The sequence below is a fragment of the Pseudomonas sp. Marseille-P9899 genome (genome assembly GCF_903166565.1).
GTDB lineage: Bacteria > Pseudomonadota > Gammaproteobacteria > Pseudomonadales > Pseudomonadaceae > Aquipseudomonas > Aquipseudomonas huaxiensis.
Window position 1 is genome coordinate 369,084 of sequence record NZ_CAESCG010000006.1, and the last position, 22,451, is coordinate 391,534.

Here is a 22,451-nt window from a genome sequence, read left to right on the forward strand (position 1 = left end):
GCGACGTGCACGGCCATGTGCCGGCAAAGGAGTGCTCGTGTCTTCCCGATTCGCTACACGCCAGAGCGGGGCCATCGGCCTGATGACTGCGCTGACCCTGGCCTTGGCCGTGGTTTTCGGGCTGCTCGCGGTGGACGGCGGGCGGCTTTACATGGAACAGCGCAAGCTGCAACGCATCGTCGACATGGCGGCTCTGGAAGCCGCGGGCCAGAGCGCCACCTGCAATGGCATCGGACCGCAGGCCGCAACCCTGGCGAACACCAGCGCGGTGCGCAACGGCTTCACCCTCGCCGGCGGCAACACCCTGGTCACCACCTGCGGCAGCATCAGCACCGGCGCCAACAGCCTGCGCATCTTCAGCCCGAATGCCAGCCTGGCCCAGGCCATCAAGGTCGTAGGCAACGTCAACGTCCCCACCAGCATCGCCGCCGGCATCCGCAACCTGGTGGCCGGTCAACCTATTCCCACCACCCTGCAATTGCATGCTCAGGCCGTGGCCGCCGCGCCGCTGCCGCCCGTGGCCATGCTGCGCCTGCGCTCGACCCTGCTGACCATGGACACGCAAAAATCGGCGCTGCTCAATGCGCTGATCGACCCGCTGGGCGGCCGCGTGACGCTAGATGCCGTGGGCTGGCAGGGCATCGCCAACACGCAGATCAACCTGCTGAGTTTTCTCGACGCACTGGCGATCAAGGCCAATGTCGGCGCCGGCCATTACGACGAACTGCTGACCAAGGACCTGCACGTCACCGATATCATCCAGGTCGCCGCAAATGTGGCGAGCCAGTCGGGCGCGCTGGCCGAGGTGGTGACCAACCTTGGCAAAGTGGTGGTCGGGGCGAACAACAGCACCGTGATTCACCTGGGCGACATGCTGGATATCCAGAACGGCACGCCTAGAGCTGGCCTCGACACCATGGTCAACGTCATCGACCTGGTGCAGGCGTCGGTGATGCTGGCGGCCCAGCAGAGCGCCGCCGTGGCGCAGATTCCACTGAACCTGCTGGGGTTGGTGACGGGCACGATTCGCCTGAAGGTGATCGAGCCAGAGCAACTTTCCGCCATCGGCAATCCGGCCACCGACGAAATCAAGGTGCACACGGCCCAGGTTCGGGCGCTGATTTCGCTCGACCTGCCGATCCTGAGCAGTATCACCGGCCTGACCAACGCGGTACTTTCCCTCGCCTCGCCACTGACCACGCTGATCGGCAACCTGCTGAGCCTGAACCTCAAGGGCACCCTGGAATCGGTCGGCTGCGCCCTGCTGGTGCCCTGCAAAGTCAGCGACATCCAGTTGATGCCGAATGTGCAGCAGATCAACATCGGCCTGGAAGTCGCGGAGGGCAGCAGCCAGGTCAGCAACTACAGTTGCACGCCCACCAAGACCCTCACCGCGAGCACCAAGAGCTCGGCGGCGAAAGTCGCCGTTGGCAAGTTCGACACGCCCAACGACTTTTTCACCACCGGTAACGCGGCAATCCAGCCGATCCCGCTGATCGACTTCGGCACCAACGTGTGTACCAGGCTGATCGTCATTCCCCTTGGCTGCGAAACGCGCGTGCCCTTCGTCGGCGGCGGTATCGGCATCAAGGTCGATACCACCGTGCTGGGGACACCTCCCGCCTCGCCCGTGAACCTGTTGTTCAGTGGCCCCACCGAGTTGCCCAAGCTCAATCAACCTGCGGTGTACAAGACGACCACCGGTGCCAGCAACGCCGTAGCCAGCCTCGGCACCACCCTCACGGGCGTGCAGTTGCTGACGTACCAGCCGCAGGGCAGTCATCCGCTGGGGCAGGTGGTCACCTCGGCCACCAGCCTGCTCACGGGCGTGAAAGATATTCTGGTGCCAAAAATCACCGCTCTGCTCAACAGCCTGACCAATCCGCTGATCAATTCACTGCTGAAAGTGCTGGGCATCGACCTGGTGGTGACGGATGTCGCCGCCCACCTTGACTGCAGCAGCAACCGCGCTCAACTGGTGCTCTGAACCGGCAGTTCGATAGCGAAGCGCGCGCCGTCACGGCCATTGCTGACACTCAGGGTGCCGCCCATGCTCTCGACAATCCGGTAACTCACCGACAAGCCCAGCCCGGTCCCGACACCCGCCGGCTTGGTGGTGAAGAACGGTTCGAAGATGCACTCCAGCAGACGCGGCTCGATGCCGCCGCCGTTGTCTTCCACCAATAGGCGCACCCACTGGCCGTCGCGCTCGCTGCGCAGCGAGATCCACGGCTGCTCTGGTTTCTTCTCCATCAGCACATCGCGGGCGTTGACCATCAGGTTGATCAGCACCTGCTCCAACTGATCCAGATGGCCGCTGACCGGACACCCCGTCAGCGGGTCACCCAGGCGCACCGCGACATTCTTGGCGGCCAGACCATCGGCCAGCAGCGACAGCGCGCCCTCCACCGCAACCCAGGGTTCGAACAGCCCGCGCTCGACCTCCGAGCGGCGACCAAAGACGCGCATGTGATCGACCACCTTCGACGCCCGCACCACCTGGGCGTCGATGCGTTTGAGTTTTTCCTGCAGGTAATCGACATCCACCTCGCCGCCTTCCAGACGCTTGAGGGCGTTGACCACCGCCATGCGCATCACGTTGAGCGGCTGGTTGATCTCATGGGCGAGTCCGGTGGACATCTCGCCGAGGGTGGCCATCTTCGCGCTCTGCAGCAGCAGTTGCTGGCTGCGCCGGACCTCGGTGTTGTCGCGGCCCACCGCCTGGCTTTCCAGCAGGCGGCCGTCGGCATCGAACAGCCCGCGGTCCGACCAGATCCACCAGGCATGCTGGCGCCCCGGCAGTTGCAGGCAGACTTCGTCACTGCTCACCGGCGCATCAGGACTGAGCCGGGCAATGCGTTCGACAAACAGCTCGCGCTGCCCCGGCGACAACCAGTCGCCGAGGTTCATCCCCGGCAGTTGCGCCGGGGTGCATTCCAGGTAATCGGCCAGTGGCTGGTTGCCGTAGAGCAGTTCGAGATCGAGGCGGTAGCGACAGATCATCGCCGGCGAATCCTCCACCAGCACGCGGTAGCGCTCCTCGCTCTGGCGCACCCGTTCGGCAGCCTGGGTCGTTTCGGTGACGTCGAGCCAGATACCCACGGCCTCCACCGGGATGCCCAGGTCATTGCGCAACAGCCGGGCCTCGTCGAGCACCCAGTGCCAGCCGCCTTCGCTGTCGCGCAGGCGGTAGCGGCTGCGCACCTGGCCCTCGCGCAGCAGCGTGCGAGTACGCGCCAGCCACAGCGGTTGATCGTCAGGATGCACCCATTGCGCCGGTTGCAGGCGCTCGCCCGGCGCCGGCTGCCAACCAAGCAACGGTTGCAGGCTGGCGCTGAAGAATTCGGCGTGCAGCGCGCCATCGTCGTAGTGCTGGATGTAGATCACCGCCGGCGAACTGGCGATCAGGTTGTCCAGCCGCGCGTGGGCGGCGCTGGCCTGTTGCTCCTGCTGCTTGATGTCGCTGATGTCGAGCATGAAGCCGTGCAGCCGGCGCGCCTCCCCCTGGCCACGCAGCTCGCCGCACAAACGATACCAGCGCGGCGTGTCGCCAAGCAGGCGCAGGCACAATTGCAGGCTGTCGCCTTGGCGTTGCAGGCCGGTGAAGGCCAGCAGCGCCGCCTCGCGATCGGCCGGGTGCACCTGGGTCAGCCAGTCGGCCAGGGTGACCCGCGCCGGCACGCCGAAGCTGATCGCCAACCCCGGCGCCAGATGCAGATAAGGATCATGCGGCGACCACTCCCACCAACCGGCGCCGAGCAGGCCCTGGACATTGTCCAGGCGCTGCTGGCTGGCCTGCAGCCGATCACCCGCAAGACGTGCCAGCAGCGGCTCGGCCACGGCGTCGGCAAGCAGCAAGGCGTCGTCGTCCAGACGTGGCTGGCCGCGGTCCTCGCACAGCAACCAGGCCTGCACTTCATGCTGCTGGGTGTGGGGCATCAGGTAGAACGGCAATTCCAGCACCTGCAAAGTGGGCTGGGCAGCACTGTGGATCAGGTGCTCGGCCGGCAGGTCGTTGAGCAGCAGGCCCAGCCGTTGCTCGCTCCAGGGCAGGTTGTCGCCGTAGTGCACGTAGTTTTTCCAGCCACCGGCGCCCCGCACCCACAACATCGCCCAACCCGCCTGCCAGTGCCAGGCGAGACGGCGCAATTGCTCACTGGCCTGTTCCGCCAGGTGCTCAAGGCTGCAATCGCGCAGCGCCGCCGCGACTTCACTGGCGAGCATTTGTCGCTGCTGCGCGGCCAGGCCCTGGCGTTGTTGCTGCACCAGGTCGCCGATGTCGAACAGTTGCAGCAACCAGCCCTCGGGCTGAGCCAGCAACCAGCCACGGGTATGCAGGGTGTGACCGGCGGCGGCGCGGAAGTCCAGGTCAAGCGGGTGCGCCTGCCAGTCCGGCGGCTCGCCTTCCAGGGCCAGCAGGCTGTGCGGCTGCACATAATCCTGCAGTCGCGCCGGCATCTGCGCCGGCAAGGCCAATACGGTTCGCAACGGGCCGCTGAGGCGCAGCACTCGCGCCTGATTATCCAGCCACAGTTGCAGGCCGACCGCGGGCGGTGCCGAGGTCTCGGGCCAGGTCGGAAGTTCGCCGGCGCGGGTCCGCCAGCGGTCGAATAACCCCGAGCCGCCGCTCAAAGTTGCAGGCTCGCTTGAGCACCCAGTCGCGCCGGCAGTCGCGGCACTTCGCCGATGACCGGTAACACCAGCACCGGCATCGCCGAAGTGATCTTGGCTTTGTCGTAGTGAACGCTCACCGTCAGCAGCTTGCCCGACGTCAGCGTCACGGTGGCGTCACTGGCGTACTGGAAACGCAATGCACCAGGTAGCCAGGCCAGTTGTTGCTCCAGCACCTGTCTGGCCAGGTTGGTGACGTCGGTGCCGTAGGTCGCACTGGTCGGGTCCAGCGCCACGCAGCGGCGCACCGCTTCGCTACTGGCCTGGTTGAACGACTGCACCATGAGCATGGGCAGGCTGTAACTGAGCAGCCCGTAGAACACCGCAAAGAACATTACGAAGACCAGGGCGAACTCAATCGCCACCGCACCTTTTTCCCGTCCACCTAAGCTCGCTTTCATGATCGCGTCTACCCTGACAGTGACACCTCTTTGACAAGCATAGAATCAATCAGACCAGGGGATGGCCTTTCGCCAATGCAAAGTCTAGTCGTGCTGTTGTGGCTTGCCCTTTGTGCCGAACAGGATGTGCGCGAACGACAGATCGCCAACGTCCTCACCCTCGGTGCAGCCGCCCTCGCCCTCGCCTATCTGTTCGTCACCGGCCACACCTGGATCGGTGCCGAGCCCACGGATGCGGCCGTCGCGCTGGTACTGGTGATGTTGTTAACCCTTCCGGGTTATATCCTCGGCCGCTTGGGGGCTGGCGACGTGAAGATGTTGGGCGCCCTGGCCCTGGCAACTGACCAGTGGTATCTGCTGGGCACTTTCATCGGCGCCGGAGTCGCCGTGCTGGTCTGGCTGATCAGCCGACGCTGGCTGTGGTCCCTGCTCAATCAGAAGGTTAAGAAGCGCCTGCAGGCGATCCACGAGGAAGTGTCAAAAAAGCAGCCCTTCGCCCCATTCCTCATGGCGGGCTTCCTGCTGGCTGCTTTATGGATCCATTAGTCGCCTGATGCCTGTGGCACGGGTGTTACGCCTTGTAAATAGTCGAAAGGAGCGACTACTTTTGAGTTAGTGCCCCACCGTGACCCGGGACCGCCTTGGCAGCTTTCAGGGAGGGCACCTCAGCATGGAGTTGCGAGTTAAATGCCAACCAGCCAAGTGAAAGTTCTGGTCGTCGATGACCAGCCACTGATCGTCGAAGAGCTTTGTGAATTCCTCGAAAGCAGCGGTTATCTGTGCGTCCCCTGCCATTCCAGCGTCACTGCCATCGATCGCTTCAACGCCGACCCGGCCATCGGCCTGGTGCTCTGTGACCTGAACATGCCCGAGTACGACGGTATCGAGTTGGTCAAGGCGCTGAAGAAAAGTGCCGGGCAGGAGCGCGCCTTCGAAGCCATCATGCTCACCGGCCGCGCCGAAAAGCAGGATGTCATCAAGGCCCTGCGCGAAGGCTTCGCGGACTATTACCAGAAGCCGGTCGACCTCGAAGAGCTGCTCAAGGGCCTGCAGCATCAGGAAACGGAATTGCTGAAACGGCAGAAGAACTTCCATCAACTTGGCCACCTGAACCAGAAGCTCAAGTACCTCGCCGACTCCATCGACGACCTCTACCAGGACTTGGACAAGGCTCGCGGCCAGGCGCCCGGCAAAGGCGACGGCAGCGAAGACAGCGAGCACGACAGCGTCACCATCCCGACCATCTTCTCCCCACTATCGCCCCGCCAGCTTGATGTGGCGCGGCTGGTCGGCAAGGGCAAGACCAACTACCAGATCGCCTGTGAACTGGGCATCACCGAAAACACCGTGAAGCTCTATGTCTCGCAGGTGCTGCGCCTGACCCACATGCACAACCGCACGCAACTGGCCCTGGCGCTCTCGCCTGGATCATCGACGCCGTGGCAGCGGGTGACGGAGCATTGAGCGCCCTTGAGATCGAGCGCCGCTTAGGCGGTGCTCGATCTCAAGAACGCTGGAAAGCTTCCGTCCGATTCACTGACTCCCCGACGACGTCGCCTTCTCCCACTTGACGACCTCCGGAATCTTGTAGTCGTACACCTTCTTGAAGCGCTCCATGGACTTGTCGTACTCCATGGGCGTGGTGGCCTGCGGGTTACTGGACGCATGCAGCCCTCGGGGTTGCAGTTGCAGCCAGGTTTCGGTGGTTTCCTGGGCCTTGGACGAGGGCCCTTCGGGAGCCGCCGCGACAGCACACGAGAAGCCGGCCAGCACGATCAACAACGGGATTCGCACGTTCATCAGGAACTCCTGGGCGGCTGCGCGCCGCCGGGTTTGAGTTGCTCGGCACGGGCCTGGGCTTCGCTGAACTGGGCCGAACTCAGACCCAGCCGGCTGACCAGGTCGGCAGCCTGTTGCCACTTGTCCTGGTACAGCAGCAGGGTCACCAGGTTGACCGCCGCCAGCCGGTCGGTGTCTTTCAACTCGATGGCGGTAAGAAACTCGAAGCGGGCTTTTTCCATTTCGCCGAGGTTGAGGTAAATCACGCCGAGGTCGTTGCGGATTTTCTCGTCGGTGGGCGCCAGACCCACCGCGCGCATCAGGTGCTGCCGGGCCTGGACGTTGTCGCCACGCGCTGAAGCCAGCTGCCCCAAACCATGTTCCGCCTCCGCGGACATGCAACCACCCAGCAGGCTGCGGTACAGCGGCTCGGCCTCGCTGCTGCCCAGCAGGCGCAAAACTTTGGCCTTGCGCACACGCACCTGAACCAGGTTGTCCGGCATTTCCTCCAGGTGCGCCAGACTGGCATGCGGGCGGCCGTCGGCGAGCAACTCATCGGCCATGTTCAGCGCCAGCTCTTGAGAAGAGTCGAGCTTGGGGCAGGTGCCCGGACCGTTGGCCACGTTCAGCCAAGGCAGTGCGCCCTGATTGGCGCACCCGCTCAACAGCATCACACCCAGTATCAATACGCTGACTTTCATCCCGCTCTCCCCTTCAGGAACCAAATGCCCGGGCCAGGGCGCTCAGCCCAGGCCCGGCCAGGACAATCAACAGGGCCGGGAAGAGGAACACCATCATCACGATGGACATCTTCCCGGACATTTTCCCAATGCGTTCCTGCAGGCGCGTCAGGCGCCGGTCGTCCAGCAGTTGCTTGAGGGCCAGCAGCGACTTCATCGCCCCACCGCCCTGGCTCAGCAACTGTTGCAGGATCACGCAGGTATCGCTGAATTCATCCACCGACAGCAGCTTCGAGGTCTGCTCCAGTTCCGCCGACAGCGCCAGACCCGAATCGACCCGCACCAGAATCAACCGCAGTTCCTCGCTGAGCACCGGCAACAATTGCCGGCCCTCGATGCTGAGGATGCGCAGGCTCTGCTCCACGGCCAGCCCGGAATCGAAGAGGATGCGCAGCAACGGAATGAAGCTGGAGACCTCTTCGGATATCTGCTGCTGGCGGCGCGCGGCGGTGTAGGCCAGGACCCGTTTGGGCAGCAGGTAGCCAAGCCCCAGAGAAAACATCGGCAGCAGCCAGGGCGTCTGGCTGTCGTGATAGAACAGTTGCTGAACCACGATGGCGATAGCCAGCGCACACAGCGGAAGGCCAATCTGCAATGCCGCGTAAAGCGAACGTTGGCGTGTGCGACGCCAGCCGATACGATCAAGCAGCAGGCGGGTTTCGCTGTCCATGTTCAACGAGCGCTGGGCCAGGGCGCTGGTGCCCAGGCGCTCCAGCCAGTTGTCACGCGTCGTCGCCTCGGCCGGCTGACCTTGCAGGCGCAAGGCAACCAGTCGCTCGCGGCGCTGCTGACGTGCCAGCAGGCTCACCAACAGAACAAAGGTCAGGAAGAACAACGCGGCGCTGATCAGCAAGGCCATTTCAGATACTCCGCAACATGCGCCACAGCGCCACGCAGCCCAACACCTGCAGGAGGAAAGCGGCTATCAACATCAGTTGGCCGTTGTGGTCATGCCACATCGACAGCAGGTAACCGGGGTTGGCCAGCAGGAAATAACCTGCCATCCCTATCGGCAGCAGCGCCAGCACCATCGCCGTCATCCGCGTCTCGCCCGTCAGGGCGCGCAACTGACGAGCACCCTGCTCACGTTCGCGAATCAGCTTGACCAGGTTTTCCAGAAGCTCGCTGGCATTGCCGCCGTAGCGGTGGTTGATGCGTATGCCCAAGGCCAGCACGCGCAACTCATCCTGATCGTAGAGATCAGCCAGGTCCTGCAGCGCCTCGTCCAGGCTGACGCCCATCTGCACGTTGCGCTGCACCCGCTGCATGGCGCCTTTGAGCGGATCGGCGGACACGTCGACAGCCCCCAGCACGGCATCGTTCAAGGTACGGCCGGCCTTGAGACTGCGCACCGCATGATCGAGCAAACCAGGCAACTGCTCGATCATCCGCCGCAGCCGACGCTGGTAGCGCCAGCTCATGTACAGGCGCCACAGCAGCGGGCCAATTACCAGCGTCATCAGTGCCCCCGGCCAGCCCGAGAAACTGCCAGCCAAGACGATCAGCAGCAGCCACGCCGCCCCCCAGAGCAGCAGACGGTCGGCGCGCCGGTCGAAGCCTGCGCGCAACAGCAGCAGTTCCAGCCAGCCGCGGGTCGGGGCCTCGACCGCCACGGGCTCCGGCAATTGGCCTAGCCGCTGCAAGGTGCGCTCTTGCGCCGACTTGCGCACGCCGCTGTAGAACAGGCTGACAGAAGCGCTCAACAACAGCAGGCCGAGCAGCCCCAGCACCAGGGCGATCATGGCGCGGACTCCAGAGGATCGCGGCGCAGCTTCTCTCCGGCCGGGTTGACCGCTTCACGCACGAAGGCCGTGCCGCCTCGCCGATCAAGGCGGAACAAGGTGTTGGTGACATACACGTCATCGCGCAGGCCAACCACTTCCAATACCTCGCTGACACAGCGGCGCCCATCGGGCAGTCGCGTCAACTGGATCACCACATCAAGGGCGGCGCAGATCATCTGCCGCAGGGTCTTCTCCGCCACCTGGCGCCCGGTCAGGCCGACCAGGGTTTCCAGACGTAGCAACGCGTCCTGCGCGGTGTTGGCGTGGATGGTGCTCATGGAGCCGTCGTGGCCGGTGTTCATGGCGGTCAGCACGTCGATTACTTCCACCCCGCGAATCTCCCCGAGCAGGATGCGGTCCGGGCGCATCCGCAGGGCGTTGCGGATCAGTTCGCTGGCCTTGATCTCGCCATGGCCTTCGGCGTTCGGCGGCCGGGTTTCCAGCCGCACGACGGGAGGGGGATCCAGATGCAGTTCGGCCACGTCCTCGATGGTCACCAGCCGCTCGTGCGGGCTGATCAACTGGCTGAGGATGTTCAGCAACGTGGTCTTGCCGGTACCGGTACCGCCGCTGACCAGCACGTTGCAGCGCTTGCTCACCGCCAGCTCGAAGAAATCCAGAATGCCCGGATCGATGGCGCGGGTCGCCAGCAGGTCGACGCTCTTGAGCATGTCCTTGCGGAACTTACGGATCGACAGGCAAGGCCCGTCCAGCGCCACCGGCGGAATGATTGCGTTGACCCGGCTGCCGTCAGGCATGCGCGCATCGACCATCGGCGACGACTCATCCAGGCGCCGGCCAAGCGGCGCAAGGATGCGCTGCATCACCCGCTCGACATGGTGTGAGTCGATGAAGCGCAGGTCGGTCTGGTGCAATACCCCGGCACGCTCGACGAACACGCGGTAAGGGCCGTTGACCAGGATTTCGGTAACGCTGGTGTCGCGCAGCAGGACTTCCAGCGGACCGAAGCCGGTCAGTTCGTCGACCAGCTCCTCGGCCAGCCGCTCCATTTCATAGCGCGACAGCGCCAGGTGCAGGCGGGCGATGTAGTCACCGACCTGCTCGGCGACGAATTGCGCCAACGCCGGGCGCGAGCCTTCCAGCAGGTTGCGGCCGGAGTCTTCGATGGCGTCGATGATGTGACGGTGCAGCGCACGCTTGAGCGCCTGGGGATCGTTGCCAAGGTTGGCCCTGGGTCCGCCGAACAGCTCGTCACTGGTCATGCTTGTTTCCCCAGAGCCGCGTCAGCCAGTTGTTGGCCTTGGGCTTGAGGTTTTCCGAACGCCGCGCGAGGCGATCGCCGAGGGTCTTGAGGGCCTGGGTGAGGTTGTCGCGCGGGGCCAGTTCGAACAGGCTCACGCCCTGGTTCCGGGCATTGAGCCGCACCTCGGGACTGGACGGCAGCTCGGTCAGCACCGGCAGGGCGAAGCGCTTGCCGAGGGCTTCGGCGTCCGGCACCACGCTGCGCAGGTAGCGGTCGACCAGCAGTTTGGCGTGCTCCAGGTTCATGCCTTTTTCACGCCAGGTGTTCAGCACTTCCAGGTTGCGCCGACACTCGATGACGTTCTGGTCGGTGTACCAGATCAGCTTGTCGCAGTGGCTGACAAAGGTGCGCAGCGCCTCGCTGTCGGCCTGTCCGGTGAGGTTGACGATGATGTGCTGGAAGTGTTGCCGCAGCGCACTGAGCAACATGTACAACTCGGCGGCGCTGGTGCGCTCCAGCGCTTCGTCGCCGAGGGCGTAGGCCAGCAGGCGCAGGCCGCTGGCCTCGCGGGCGAAGGCGCTGTCGATCAGGGTGCTGTCGAGCCGACGCAGGTGGCGCAGGGCATCGCCGAAATGAAAGGACGACTCCACGCCCAGCAACGCCAGGCTGTCACCGCGGGGCAGGCCGAGGTCGAGCAACAGGGTTTGCTGGCCGCTTTTCTGCACCACTTGCCCGAGGTGCAGAGCCAACAGCGCGCCATCGGAACCGCACTGGGTGCCATAGAGCACGGTGAGGCCGCCCAGGTGCGGGTTGGTGGTCACCGGCGGCAGGCGCTTGCCCAGGCGCCGGACCAGCCCGGCCACCTCGCTCGAACGCGAACCGTAGGCGACGAAGTCCCGCGCGCCGGCGCGCATCGCATTGAGCACAAGCTGGTTGTCCATGCCATCGCCGAGGGCGACGATGGCTAACATCGGCTTGGCCTCCAGCACCCCTTCGATCAGTGCGCACTGGTTGACCACATGGTCGCGGTCCAGGCCGATGAACACCAGATTGGCGAACGTCACGTCGACCAGCGCCAACATTTCATCGAGGTTGCCGCTGCCGGCGCCGACCACCTGGCCCAGCGGCGCCAGTGCGGTCTGCAGCCATTGCAGGTCACCCTCGTTGCGGGTGATGGCAAGGAAGGTCTGACTCAGGCTTTCGCTCATTGGGATAACCCACTGCGACGTGCGAAGTCGCCGTTTTCCAGGAAGAAAAGCCGTCCCCAACTCGGGTCGTAAGTACGCAGGCGCTCACCCGGGAGCTCCGGCAGCTTAGCGTTGGCGGCCAGCGGCCTGACCAGATGAGGCGTGACGACCATCAGTAGTTCGGTTTCTTCGCTCCTCACATTCGACTGACGGAAGAACGCGCCGAGGATCGGCACATCGCCGAGGCCCGGGAATTTGTCGACCTGCGAGCGGTTGGTATTGCTGATAAGGCCACTGATAACGAAGCTTTCGCCATCGGCAAGGGAGATGCTGGTATCTGTGCGGCGAACCTTCAGACCGGGCACGTTGGTGCCGGCGATCTGCACCGCGTTGGTGTAGTCCAGTTCGCTCACCTCCGGGGCGACCTTCATGGAGATGCGGTCCCGGCTAACCACTGTCGGCGAGAGCGCGAGGCGGATACCAAACTCCTTGTACTCGATGGACACGTTGTCGCTGCCGCTGCTGGGCACCGGAATGGGAATCTCGCCACCGGCCAGGAAGCTTGCGGTCATACCGCTGAGCACCACCAGGCTGGGCCGCGCCAGGGTGTAGGCAAAGCCGCTTTGTTCCAAGGCGTTGATTGCCGCGAGGAAACGGCTGCTGCCACCGCCCCAGACAATATTGAAGGCGTCGTTGTAAAGGGGGATCAGCGGGTTGGTCACGGGCACATTGCCCGGGCTGACGTTGGTTCCCGGCACCGCGCCCGGCGACCCGATCAGCGAGTTGTTGGAGCCCTTGAAGAACAAGCGCGCCCCCGCCTCCTTGAGCTTGGTTCGACTGACTTCGACAAAGCGAATATCAGCCTGGATCTGGCTGGGCAGTTCGGCATCCAGCAAAGGCTGCCCGCCCGCCCCGGCCATGTCCGCCGAAGCCCGGCCGCGCACGAAGACCATGGTCTGGCGCGGTTCGCTGCCACAGCCGGTCCAGAGGCTCAGGCTGGTAGCGCCGGGCCCAATGGCGGTCAGTAACAAGGCGTTGTTGCCCACCGGGTGCACATCAGCGACTTTCGGGTCGCCCACCGCCGCACGGCTGATGCTCACCGGCAGGCGGACTTCCTGCTGCAGGCCCTGGTCGATTTCGATCACTGCGGGTACACGCGGCAATGCCGAACAACCGCTGCTGGCCGCGTGCGATGCTGACCATGGCAGGAGCAGCGAAGCCATCAAGGTGTAGACGGAGATCCGCGAAGAACGGCTGCGCATTGAAGGGCATCCTTGCTGGGTTCAGTGGGATTGCTCGGAGGATTGCGTGCCGCGGATGATTTCCATGGCCCGTCGTGGCGCCGGGGTGCTTTGCACCGGCGCCGCAGGCTGGGCCATGGCCAGTTGACTGAAGCGGTAGAGTTCGCGATTGGCGTTGGCCAGGGTGGTGTTCGTAGCCTTCGGATCCGCCCAGTAGCGGGCCAGGAGTTTTTCTTCGGCGCTACGTACTGCCAGGCGCAAGTTGCCGGCCTGGGCGGCGAGCATCAAGCGGCTCGACAGAGCTTCGGGAACCGCCACCACCACGGTGCGTGGCAGCGTGCGGCGTTTTTCCTCGCGGGCCTTGGGGTCGACCTCGACCGGCTCGGCCGGTTTGCCATCGTTGGCCAGGCCCATCTGCTGACCCACGCTGAGCAACCGCAGCGCCGGAACCACCACTTGGGCACTGGCCAAGGGGTTGTCGGTCTCTTCCTTCAGGTAAACCAGCACATCGACATAGTCGCCGGGGCGGATCTGTCCGGAGGCGCCGCTGACCTCATCCACGGCCAGGGTCAGGGCTCGCTCGCCCGGCTGGATCATCCGCGCCAGCGGGCCACCCGCTTCGAAGCTGGTTTCTTCCAGCCAGGTGCCCGCAGGCAAATCGCGCCAGGGCGTGCGCCCGGCGACCTCTTCGATCGTCTGGAAGCTGCCGGCCGGCGCCACTAGCAGGCGCTCTACGGCGAGATCATCGGTAGTCAGCGGCAGGTTGGCGACAACATCGCGGCGAAGCACCACCACCGGTTTGCGCAATTCGTCCTGCGCAGTGTTAACGGCTTGGGTAACGGGCTGGATTGCCGGTACTGGCGCTGGCGCCTCCGGAGCGGGCTGCTTGCCCAATACCAATCCCCAATATCCGGCGATGACGGCACCCAACAGAAACAGCCCCGCAAGAATCAATGTTATGCGACTGCTCATGTTCGGCCCCTCCCTTGCCCTTCGCCACCCACGACCCGCGACTTCTTGTTAACGGGCTCACAAATACACACTTGGAAGTAACTATTTCGCTATTTGACGGTAGCGCAGGTAGGACAAAACGCCATTACACCGTCAGATTATTTTCGGTGGTATTCCCGTCATCCCCATAAAACAACAGCTTATTGGCGACGGGTTTCCGTTATCACTTTTGGATTAATGCTTTCTTACATTTGCCGAAGGGTTAACTCTTGGCGATGCTCTGGTGGCAAAGGGGAATCACACAAGCCCCGTGTTACCCGCGCTACAGCGCCAAGGAGCAACATCATGACTCTCTTCTCAGCCATCCGGTCCGTTCGTAAATTCTTCAAGAAAACCGACGGTGCATCCGGTATCGAATATGCAATCGTTGCTGCCATGGTGGCCGTAGTACTGGCTGGGTTCATGGGCGGAATGAATGGTGGCCTGACCAACGTCTTCACCAAGATCCAGACGGCGTTGCCTGCCGCTACTGGAGGCTCCGGCAGTGGTTCCAACTGACCTGGCTTCGTGATGTGAACCCTGTCCCCCGGTAACAGGACTACGCCATGCCTGCTTCCCCCCCACGCGAACAGTTGCTGTTAGTGGATGATGAAGAGGAAGCGTTGAACGAACTGGCTGAACTGCTGGACGGCGAAGGCTTTCGTTGCCATGTGGCGACATCGGTGAAGCTCGCCCTCCAGCAGTTGACCCGGCACCCGGATATCGCCCTGGTCATCACCGACCTGAACATGCCGGAAGAGTCCGGCATCTCCCTGATCAAACGTCTGCGCGACCACACGGCCCGCGAGTATCTGCCGGTGATTGTCTGCAGTGGGCAGATCGACTCCGTTGTTGCAGGCGAACTGGACCGCTTGCAGGTACAGGGCGTCTTTCGCAAACCGATCTATCACACTCGCTTGCTGGACACGCTGAGCAGCCTGTTTCCGCTGGACGAGGTCCAGGAAAAACTGCGCGCCGTTCCCTAGAACACACAAATGCCCCGGGGTTGCTTGTCCGCCCCGGGGCACTCTCGTTACGACTTACTCACAACTGATAACTGAAGCTCACGGTGAACCGCGGCCGGCGGTTGAAACTGTCCAGCGCCATGTCCGACATCGGCTTGGCTGCCTCCAGCGAGATGTTGTAGTAATGCGCATCGCCAAAGCGCAGGCCGAGGGCCAGCGATGACATTCGCGAGTCTTGCACTTGCAGTTCGTTGAACCAGGTCCGCGCTGCGTCCAGCACTACATAGGGCTGCAGCACCTTCACCCACTCGCCTTCGCGCTTGAAGCTGTAGTTGACCTCGTAGGCCGCGCCCCAGCCCTTGTCGCCTGACGCCTGATCCACGGGGTAACCGCGACCGAAGTTCTGCCCACCGAACACCGCCCGCTCGCTGTCGGGCAGGCTGTCGTCAGTCCAGTACAACGCGGCAGACGCCACGCCTTGCCAGTTTTCGAAGAAGCGGTCGCTCTGTACGCCGGACAGTCGCAGGCGGAAGAAATCCAGGTCGTAGCCCGCGTCGGTTTCAGCACCGAAATGATCGAGGCCCTGGTAGACCCCCGCGCTGATGATCCGCAGCTGCTTTTCAGTCGCCTTGCGCCAGTCACCTTCGAAGGCCAGGGCGCGGATATCGGTGTTGGTACTGACTTTCAGCGGGAAGCCGATCACGCGGTAATCGGTAGTGTCGTCGACGGCGTAGAAGCGTGCTGACAGGCTCAGCCATTCATTGGGCGAGGCGATCAGCGGATGGGTCAGGCCGATGGAGTAGCGGTCGTTTTCACGGTGCTGCTTGAGGTTGATGTTATCCGTCAGCCTGACCACCGCACGGGGGTCGCTGCGGTAGCGGGACGCCGACAGGATCAGTTGGGTACCCTCGCTGTCCAGGGACTGCGAGTAGTCGGCGCGGAAGTAGTGCTCCTTGTCCTCGCCAGGCGGAAACAGGGCGCTGACACTCAATTGCTCGGCGACTGCAGTCTGCGCATTGCTGTTGGCACCGAACAGGGCCTGGATATCGTCGCGACTGCCGTCGGTGAGGCTCATGGTGGTGGTGAACGGCTTGCGGGAAGCCTGCACCATCAACTTGCTCGCTCCGTCGGTAGTGCTTGGTGGAGGCACGTTGGACTGCAAGGTGATCCCGGGCACGCGGCTCATCAGCGAGGTGTAGCGTTCGAATGCCTTGCGCGTCAGCGGCCGTACGGCCTTGAGCTTGGTCACCAGTTTGTCCAGGTAGCCCGAGACTCGACCAACATCGCCCTGCAGTTCGTAATCGCTGATATAGCCTTCGACCAGCACGACCCGCAGCCGGCCTTCGGCGAAATCCTGTACGGGGAGAAACGCGTAGGACAACAGGTAGCCGTCCTGCTGGTACCGCTGGGTGAGACGCCGGGTTGCCTCGATCAGCTCGCCGACCGTCACCTCGCGATCGATCAGCCCCTGGTAGTTCTCACGCAATTCACTCAGCGGGTAAACCGTCCCGCCTTCGATGCGGATTTTGTGGATCAGCACCCGGGTATTCATCATCAGCGGCTGGGGTTGAGCGGTTGCCGGACTCGGCACTTGCAGCTTGGGAGTGGTTGGCCTGAAAGCATCAGCCGGCAAGTTGGGCGCCGGCAAGTTGCGTTCGGTTTCGTTGCTGTTCAGATAGCTTGGGAGCGGCTCGGCCTGAAGCACACTGACCCAGGACAAACCCACTAACGCGACTGCCATCGATCGCATAGGACACTCCATGATCCTGAAAAGTACGAGGGAACCAAGGCGGTTCCCTCGTCAGACTCAAGCGTAGGTGTTGCCCGTAAGATCGTCTAACAACAGTGATGGCTTTTTACTTTTTGAGGCCCCCGGTCAGGCCGTTGAGCAGGCCGCCAACGCCGCCGGTAGCTCCGGCACCGGCCCCCACGGAACCACCGACATTGGCTCCGACTGTGCCATTCAAGGTTCCTGTCACGGTACTGACCACGCCACCCAGGGTACCGCCGACACCGCCAGCGCTGCCCGTTGCACTGCCCACGGCGCCCGTTACTGTGTTGACCACGCTACCCAGCCCTGCACCAGCACCGCCAGTTCCGCCAGTTGCGCCGTTCAAGGTGCTGGTTACGGTGTTGACTACACCACCCAGCCCTGCGCCTGCACCACCCGTTCCTCCAGTCGCACCGCTCAAGGTATTGGTTACCGTGTTGACTACACCACCCAGCCCTGCGCCGACACCACCACCGCTGGCTTGGCCGTTGACCAGACCACCCGCCTGGGTGACCGTTACGCCTACTGCACCCAGTGTTGCGCCAACCTGATCGACTACGGGATTGCTCGTAGCATTGCCCAACTGGGTACCAAGGCTGGTTACCGCACCACCGACCTGACTGACCAGCCCGTTGACCGGAGCGCCCAGACCAGTAGCAGCCCCAACCTGCTGGGTCACGCTGGCTACCGTGTTGACGACCGGCGTAACCGCCGAGCTTACCGAGTTGGTCAGTGCCGCAGCCGGTGCTGCCGCGCTACCGCTGGCGACACCGTTACCGCCGAGCAGTGTTCCCAGCGAAGCCACCGTGCTACCAACACCGGTCGCGGCATTGCCAGCAGCGCTCACCACACCATTGTTGCTGCCTGCATCGAGGCCGGCCCCGATACCCCCGACGACACCGCCCACGGTTTCCAGAAGGCCCGTCGAACCACCCGCCTTGCCATCGCCAACCAGACCGCCAGCGGTAGAGGTGCCACCACCGACATTGCTCAGCAAGCCACCCACCGCAGTGGTCAGGGGATTACCGTTGCCGGCGGCGGTTACGCTGTCGCCGACCTTGTCGACCAGGCCGCCCACTTTCTGCACCACCGAGTCAAGCGGAGCACCCAGCCCAGTCACAGAGCCCAGGTTGCCAGTGGTGTTTTCCACCAGCGACACGACTTGCACAGCGGTGTTGCTGAGTTGCTGGTTGAGGCTGCCCAGAGGGCCAGTCGTGCTCTGTGTATCGAGGGTGTTGCCCAGCATGGTGACCGCTTGACCAACCTGCCCGACCAGGCCGCCAACCACAGGTACCTGCTCGATGCCATTGCTACCGGCGAGTGCCTGTAATCCACTGCCAAGGTTCGCGACACCAGCACCGACCCCGGAAAGGGTCTTGCCAACAGCATTACCGCCAGTGCCCAGTTCGCCGAGGCCATTGCTCACCCCAGTACCGATACTGGTGACTGCTTGACCCGCGGAGTTCACCAGGCCACCGGCATTGACGTTGCCCAGCACCGGCAACGCGTTGACCGTCGTACCAAGGCTGCTGACAGCCGTTCCAACCCCGGAGACCCCGGTGCCGACCTGATCCAGAACCTGGCCGGTAATGAGAGGTGTGGTGGTGTTGCCACCACCGCCGGCGTTACCGCCACCGGTGCCGCCACCGCCAGTGCCACCGCCGCCCGTACCGCCACCGCCGGTGCCGCCACCACCTGTGCCGCCTCCGCCGGTTCCACCATCACCACCGCCCGTACCACCGCCACCGGTTCCGCCACCACCTGTGCCGCCACCGCCGGTTCCACCATCACCGCCGCCCGTGCCGCCGCCACCGGTTCCACCATCGCCGCCGCCCATGCCGCCGCCGCCGGTTCCGCCATCGCCGCCGCCCGTGCCGCCGCCGGTTCCACCATCACCGCCGCCCGTGCCACCGCCGGTTCCGCCATCGCCTCCGCCGGTGCCGCCACCGGTTCCACCATCGCCTCCGCCGGCAGCACCGCCGCCGTCAGTTTGTGAAGAACCGTCCACTGAGCTGTGATGGCCACCGCCACCACTGCTGCAACCCGCCGATGCGGTAACAGCCAGAACCAATGCCAGTGCTGTGCTTGCCTTAATCCACGCTTGAGTATTCATGATGGCGACTCCATAGCTTTCGCTGCCGCTGCTTGGTGTTTACGGACGGTCCCGGAGCGGAACCTCCACTTCCGTAACGCCATATCAGCCCCCCAAGCGAGGAGTCACAATTCTGAACTTGGTATTAACCGTTTATATACGCCGGCGATGGCAAAAAAAGCCCTTTGAGTTCAATGGCTTGAAAACCTCTTTCAGCCCAGGTGATGGCACTTCGACTTTCGCGCTATATCCATTTGACGGGTAGCTGGCGCCAATTTCAGGTGCATGGCGCATGCATTTGCAGGGCAGCGGCTATGCATGAAAAGCGATTCGGGAAAGCCCGTTGACTACAGTAAACTCCGCGCCCCCTTGCGGGTTTTCACTTGACCGGGAGCTTATCCGGCGAGTTTCGTAGCACTTTTTTCCTGGAGATTTTCCATGCCTGCCCCTGTCTGGTGGCTGCTTTGCCTGCCTTTTATCGCCGGTGCTTTCCTGCCCTTGCAGGCCGGTATCAACGGCCAGTTGGCCAAACAGGTGTCCAGCGTGCTGGCCGCCGCCCTGATCTCGTTTGCGGTGGGCACCGTCGCCCTGCTGGCGCTGGTCCTGAGCCAACGTGAGATGCCCGGGCTCACCGCCCTGAAAGGCCTGACCTGGTGGCACTGGAGCGGCGGACTGTTGGGTGCGTTCTTCATCACCACCGCCGCCTTCGCCGGCCCGCGCATCGGCGCCATGCTGTTCATGGCGCTGGTGCTGGCCGGGCAACTGGCAATGGCCATGGCCCTCGACCATTTCGGCTGGGCGGGCTTTCGCGAAGCGCCGGCCAGCCTAGGCAAGATCGCCGGGCTGGTGTTGATCCTCGGCGGGGTATGGATGATTCGCCGCTATTGAGTGACCTGGAAGGTCAGCCGTGCGGTCTGGCCGCTGGCATCGAGCACGCTCAGTTCGTACTGGCCCGCCTCGTCGAGGTTGGCCTTCAACAGGTTCTGGCCGGCAGTTTCACCCAGCGGCGCACCGTTGAGGAACCACCAGCGCTGACCATCGCCACCCAGCGCGGACACATCCACATGCAGCGTCTCGCGACTGGTGGCCGGACGCCGCAGTTGGTCACCCTGACGCACGCCAACGATGGACAGCGGCGGCGCCGTTGCCGGCACTTGCGGCGGGCACGCCGGGTCGGTCGCCGGTAGCCGTACATCACGCCGCTCCACCCGCGACAGCCATGGTTCCAACGGCGCCGGCCACAGGGCAATATCCCGCGACTGCGCGCCAGGACACCCCGCATCGACCCGCAATCCCCGGTCATTGATCCACACCCTCTCCAGCAACCCGACACTCAGCGGCTGGTCCTGCGCCATCAGCGTCGGTGGAGTGGTGCCGTCCAGCGTCCAGGCAAACCGCTGGCGTCGACAGTTGGGATCGCTGCGCGCCAGCGGTTGGCCCAACGGCCAGCAGATCGCTGCCACGCCAACATTGGCCGGCACCGCGGGCACCGGCACGGCGATGCCGCGCTGACTGTCGCGGTTGCTCAACACATCGTGCACTTGCAGCATCAACGGCGCGGCCGAAGCCAGACCGAACTGCCCCGGCACCGGTGTGCCGTCCGGACGACCGATCCATACGCCAATCAGGTAGCGCGGCCCGACCCCGATCGACCACGCATCGCGAAAGCCATAGCTGGTGCCGGTCTTCCAGGCCAGCGTCGGACGCTGCACCAGCTCGGCGTGCGGATCGCGATCAGGGCGGGCCTGACCGCTGAGAATACGCCGCACGATCCACGCCGCGCCCGGCGACAGCAGGCGTCGCTCCAGCAGCGGCGCATCCGGTTGCAGGCGCAGGCTGGCACTCATGCCGTCGCGGGCGAAGGCGCTGTAGCCGGCGACCAGGTCTTCCAGACGGCTGCCACCCCCACCAAGGATCAGCGACAGGTTCGGCTCAGCCAGCGCCGGCAGCGCCAGCGGTACACCCGCGGCGCGCAGTTGCGCGGCGAAGCGCTTGGGCCCGTAGGCTTCCAGCAATTGCACCGCCGGCAGGTTGAGCGATAGCGACAACGCTGAACTGGCCGCCACCGGGCCGCTGAAACCCATGGAGAAATTGCCGGGGCGATAGTCGCCGTAACGCCGCGGCACATCCTGCAACAGCGATTCGGAGTGGATCAGGCCATCGTCCATGGCCATGCCGTAGAGAAACGGTTTGAGGGTCGAGCCCGGCGAACGCCAGGCGCTGATCATGTCGACGTGACCAAAACGACGCTCGTCATTGAGGTCCACCGAACCGAGGTAAGCGCGCACCGCCATAGTCTGCGACTCGACCACCAGAATCGCCGCCGAAGTCCGCTCGGGAAGCCGCGCGCGCCAGCCGATCAGCAGGTCTTCCAGGCGCCGTTGCAATACGGCATCGAGGGTGGTGCGAATCAGCGGCGGGCTGTCCGCACGGTTCAGGCGTCGCGCCAACAAGGGGGCCAGTGCCGGCTCCTGACGCGGGGCGAGCAGCAGTGGTTCTTCCATGGCTTCGTGGATCTGCTGGCTCGGCCACACCTGATATTCATCGAGGCGCTGCAGCACCTTGTCGCGGGCGGCGGTGGCACGTTGCGGATGGCGATCCGGGCGCAGGCGGCTGGGCGCTTGCGGCAGTACCGCGAGCAGCGCTGCTTCGGCGGGCGTCAGGTGCAGCGGGGACTTGCCCAGGTACGCCCAGCTTGCCGCCGCCACGCCCTGCAGAGTGCCGCCGAAGGGCGCGCGATTGAGGTAGATCTCGAGGATCTCGCGCTTGGACAAATGCCACTCCAGTTGCAGCGTGCGCCAGAGCTGGCGCAGCTTGCCGGGCAAGGTGCGCGAGTGCGGGTCGAGCAGGCGCGCCACCTGCATCGACAAGGTGCTGCCGCCCGACAACACCCGGCCACCACTGAGGTTCTGCCAGGCCGCACGCCCGAGTGCCAGCGGGTTGACCCCGGGATGGCGGTAGAACCAACGGTCCTCGTAAGTGAGCAGGGCCTGCAGGTACAACGGCGAGACTTCCTCGACACCGACCGGGTAACGCCAGACGCCTTCGGCATCGGCGAAGCGCCACAACGGCGTACCGTCCTCGGCCAGCACCACCCGGGCCAGATCATCCTCGGGCAGCGGCAACGGCCAGATCCGGTCGGCCAACCACAGCAGCGCCACCAGCCCCAGTCCCGCCAGCAGCACCAGGGTTGCCAAGCGGGCCTTGCGACCACGCGGCAGGGCTACGCTGAACATCGGAAGCACTCCATCAGGGAACCGTAATGGCCTGGCGATAGCCAAAGGCTGGAAGGCAGCGTGAACGCTGTGACGATCATCAGGACACAACCATGCATGTAGAAGGTTTTTTCGAGTGGCTGGGACAAGCGATAGGCGCCGTCATCCGCTTTGTGGTGGACGCCCTCAGCGGGCTGTTTGCGCTGCTGGCCAACGCCGGAACGAAGTTCATCGACGGCCTGGCAAGCACCTTGGGCATGGACACGTCGCTCATCAGCATCCTGATTCTGATCATCGGGTTGCTGCTGTTGTATTCAGCGGTCAGGGCGTTCATGCGGGCATCGGTGATTGCCGGGATTATCTGGGCATTGTTGGGGTTGTGGGTGTTGAGTTGGGTGGTGCATTGAACAG

Annotated in this window: 21 protein-coding genes; 8 read left to right on the plus strand and 13 right to left on the minus strand. The window is 64.0% G+C overall.

Annotation, left to right across the window (positions count from 1 at the left end; translation table 11 throughout):
* Nucleotides 1–37: 37 nt before the first annotated feature.
* Nucleotides 38–1,987 (plus strand): pilus assembly protein TadG-related protein, encoded by a 1,950-nt coding sequence (locus HWV67_RS26020; RefSeq protein ID WP_256680205.1) that lies wholly within the window; start codon nucleotides 38–40, stop codon nucleotides 1,985–1,987.
* Here the strand turns inward: HWV67_RS26020 and HWV67_RS26025 are convergent.
* Both HWV67_RS26025 and HWV67_RS26030 read right to left on the minus strand, forming a co-directional pair.
* Complete coding sequence (locus HWV67_RS26025; RefSeq protein WP_175653333.1) at nucleotides 1,972–4,632, minus strand: PAS domain-containing sensor histidine kinase; 2,661 nt, start codon at nucleotides 4,630–4,632, stop codon at nucleotides 1,972–1,974. The two genes, HWV67_RS26020 and HWV67_RS26025, sit on opposite strands and share 16 nt — an antisense overlap.
* Nucleotides 4,629–5,072, minus strand: a complete 444-nt coding sequence (locus HWV67_RS26030) for a TadE/TadG family type IV pilus assembly protein (protein ID WP_175653334.1) — start codon at nucleotides 5,070–5,072, stop codon at nucleotides 4,629–4,631. The genes HWV67_RS26025 and HWV67_RS26030 overlap by 4 nt, the downstream gene beginning before the upstream one ends.
* A 75-nt stretch (nucleotides 5,073–5,147) precedes the next feature.
* On the opposite strand from HWV67_RS26030, the gene HWV67_RS26035 reads away from it, so the two are divergent.
* Together HWV67_RS26035 and HWV67_RS26040 are read left to right on the plus strand one after the other, a co-directional pair.
* Nucleotides 5,148–5,618, plus strand: coding sequence for a prepilin peptidase (locus HWV67_RS26035; RefSeq protein ID WP_095156064.1), 471 nt, complete (start codon nucleotides 5,148–5,150; stop codon nucleotides 5,616–5,618).
* Nucleotides 5,619–5,759: 141 nt separating this feature from the next.
* Nucleotides 5,760–6,536: a response regulator transcription factor gene (locus HWV67_RS26040; protein WP_175653335.1), complete on the plus strand. Its 777-nt coding sequence runs from the start codon at nucleotides 5,760–5,762 to the stop codon at nucleotides 6,534–6,536.
* A 69-nt stretch (nucleotides 6,537–6,605) separates the two neighbouring features.
* Here HWV67_RS26040 and HWV67_RS26045 read toward each other — a convergent pair whose 3' ends face one another.
* Genes HWV67_RS26045 through cpaB form a run of 8 tightly spaced genes read right to left on the minus strand, consistent with a single transcriptional unit; the run spans nucleotide 6,606 to nucleotide 13,979 of the window.
* Nucleotides 6,606–6,872, minus strand: a complete 267-nt coding sequence (locus HWV67_RS26045) for a DUF3613 domain-containing protein (RefSeq protein WP_175653336.1) — start codon at nucleotides 6,870–6,872, stop codon at nucleotides 6,606–6,608.
* Complete coding sequence (locus tag HWV67_RS26050; protein ID WP_175653337.1) at nucleotides 6,872–7,552, minus strand: tetratricopeptide repeat protein; 681 nt, start codon at nucleotides 7,550–7,552, stop codon at nucleotides 6,872–6,874. Before HWV67_RS26050 ends, HWV67_RS26045 begins: the two co-directional genes overlap by 1 nt.
* 13 nt (nucleotides 7,553–7,565) lie before the next feature.
* Nucleotides 7,566–8,450: a type II secretion system F family protein gene (locus HWV67_RS26055; protein ID WP_175653338.1), complete on the minus strand. Its 885-nt coding sequence runs from the start codon at nucleotides 8,448–8,450 to the stop codon at nucleotides 7,566–7,568.
* A gap of 1 nt (nucleotide 8,451) precedes the next feature.
* Nucleotides 8,452–9,333 carry a type II secretion system F family protein gene (locus tag HWV67_RS26060; protein ID WP_175653339.1) on the minus strand — a complete coding sequence of 294 codons (882 nt, stop codon included), beginning with the start codon at nucleotides 9,331–9,333 and terminating at the stop codon, nucleotides 8,452–8,454.
* A complete protein-coding gene (locus HWV67_RS26065) occupies nucleotides 9,330–10,598 on the minus strand; it encodes a CpaF family protein (RefSeq protein ID WP_175653340.1) in 1,269 nt (422 codons plus the stop codon). Before HWV67_RS26065 ends, HWV67_RS26060 begins: the two co-directional genes overlap by 4 nt.
* Complete coding sequence (locus HWV67_RS26070) at nucleotides 10,588–11,787, minus strand: pilus assembly protein (protein WP_175653341.1); 1,200 nt, start codon at nucleotides 11,785–11,787, stop codon at nucleotides 10,588–10,590. Before HWV67_RS26070 ends, HWV67_RS26065 begins: the two co-directional genes overlap by 11 nt.
* Nucleotides 11,784–13,028, minus strand: coding sequence for a type II and III secretion system protein family protein (locus HWV67_RS26075; RefSeq protein ID WP_175653342.1), 1,245 nt, complete (start codon nucleotides 13,026–13,028; stop codon nucleotides 11,784–11,786). Before HWV67_RS26075 ends, HWV67_RS26070 begins: the two co-directional genes overlap by 4 nt.
* Nucleotides 13,029–13,049: 21 nt before the next feature.
* Nucleotides 13,050–13,979 carry a Flp pilus assembly protein CpaB gene (cpaB, locus tag HWV67_RS26080; protein WP_175653343.1) on the minus strand — a complete coding sequence of 310 codons (930 nt, stop codon included), beginning with the start codon at nucleotides 13,977–13,979 and terminating at the stop codon, nucleotides 13,050–13,052.
* Between the two features lie 324 nt (nucleotides 13,980–14,303).
* On the opposite strand from cpaB, the gene HWV67_RS26085 reads away from it, so the two are divergent.
* Complete coding sequence (locus HWV67_RS26085) at nucleotides 14,304–14,516, plus strand: Flp family type IVb pilin (protein ID WP_175653344.1); 213 nt, start codon at nucleotides 14,304–14,306, stop codon at nucleotides 14,514–14,516.
* A 47-nt stretch (nucleotides 14,517–14,563) separates the two neighbouring features.
* Nucleotides 14,564–14,983: a response regulator gene (locus HWV67_RS26090; RefSeq protein WP_175653345.1), complete on the plus strand. Its 420-nt coding sequence runs from the start codon at nucleotides 14,564–14,566 to the stop codon at nucleotides 14,981–14,983.
* Between the two features lie 58 nt (nucleotides 14,984–15,041).
* Here HWV67_RS26090 and HWV67_RS26095 read toward each other — a convergent pair whose 3' ends face one another.
* Together HWV67_RS26095 and HWV67_RS26100 are read right to left on the minus strand one after the other, a co-directional pair.
* Nucleotides 15,042–16,712, minus strand: coding sequence for a ShlB/FhaC/HecB family hemolysin secretion/activation protein (locus HWV67_RS26095; RefSeq protein WP_175653346.1), 1,671 nt, complete (start codon nucleotides 16,710–16,712; stop codon nucleotides 15,042–15,044).
* A gap of 106 nt (nucleotides 16,713–16,818) precedes the next feature.
* Nucleotides 16,819–18,201: a collagen-like triple helix repeat-containing protein gene (locus HWV67_RS26100; RefSeq protein ID WP_256680206.1), complete on the minus strand. Its 1,383-nt coding sequence runs from the start codon at nucleotides 18,199–18,201 to the stop codon at nucleotides 16,819–16,821.
* Between HWV67_RS26100 and HWV67_RS31830 the strand changes: the two genes are divergently transcribed.
* Both HWV67_RS31830 and HWV67_RS26105 read left to right on the plus strand, forming a co-directional pair.
* Nucleotides 18,184–18,729: a hypothetical protein gene (locus HWV67_RS31830; protein ID WP_256680207.1), complete on the plus strand. Its 546-nt coding sequence runs from the start codon at nucleotides 18,184–18,186 to the stop codon at nucleotides 18,727–18,729. The two genes, HWV67_RS26100 and HWV67_RS31830, sit on opposite strands and share 18 nt — an antisense overlap.
* A gap of 534 nt (nucleotides 18,730–19,263) precedes the next feature.
* Nucleotides 19,264–19,713: a DMT family transporter gene (locus HWV67_RS26105; protein WP_095156050.1), complete on the plus strand. Its 450-nt coding sequence runs from the start codon at nucleotides 19,264–19,266 to the stop codon at nucleotides 19,711–19,713.
* Here the strand turns inward: HWV67_RS26105 and pbpC are convergent.
* The gene (gene pbpC / locus HWV67_RS26110; RefSeq protein ID WP_175653348.1) at nucleotides 19,707–22,061 is read right to left on the minus strand and encodes a peptidoglycan glycosyltransferase PbpC; all 2,355 of its coding nucleotides are present in this window, start codon (nucleotides 22,059–22,061) and stop codon (nucleotides 19,707–19,709) included. The genes HWV67_RS26105 and pbpC overlap by 7 nt on opposite strands.
* Nucleotides 22,062–22,153: 92 nt before the next feature.
* Here pbpC and HWV67_RS26115 point away from each other — a divergent pair, with 92 nt between their 5' ends.
* Nucleotides 22,154–22,447, plus strand: a complete 294-nt coding sequence (locus HWV67_RS26115; RefSeq protein ID WP_175653349.1) for a hypothetical protein — start codon at nucleotides 22,154–22,156, stop codon at nucleotides 22,445–22,447.
* The last annotated feature ends 4 nt before the right edge of the window (nucleotides 22,448–22,451 follow it).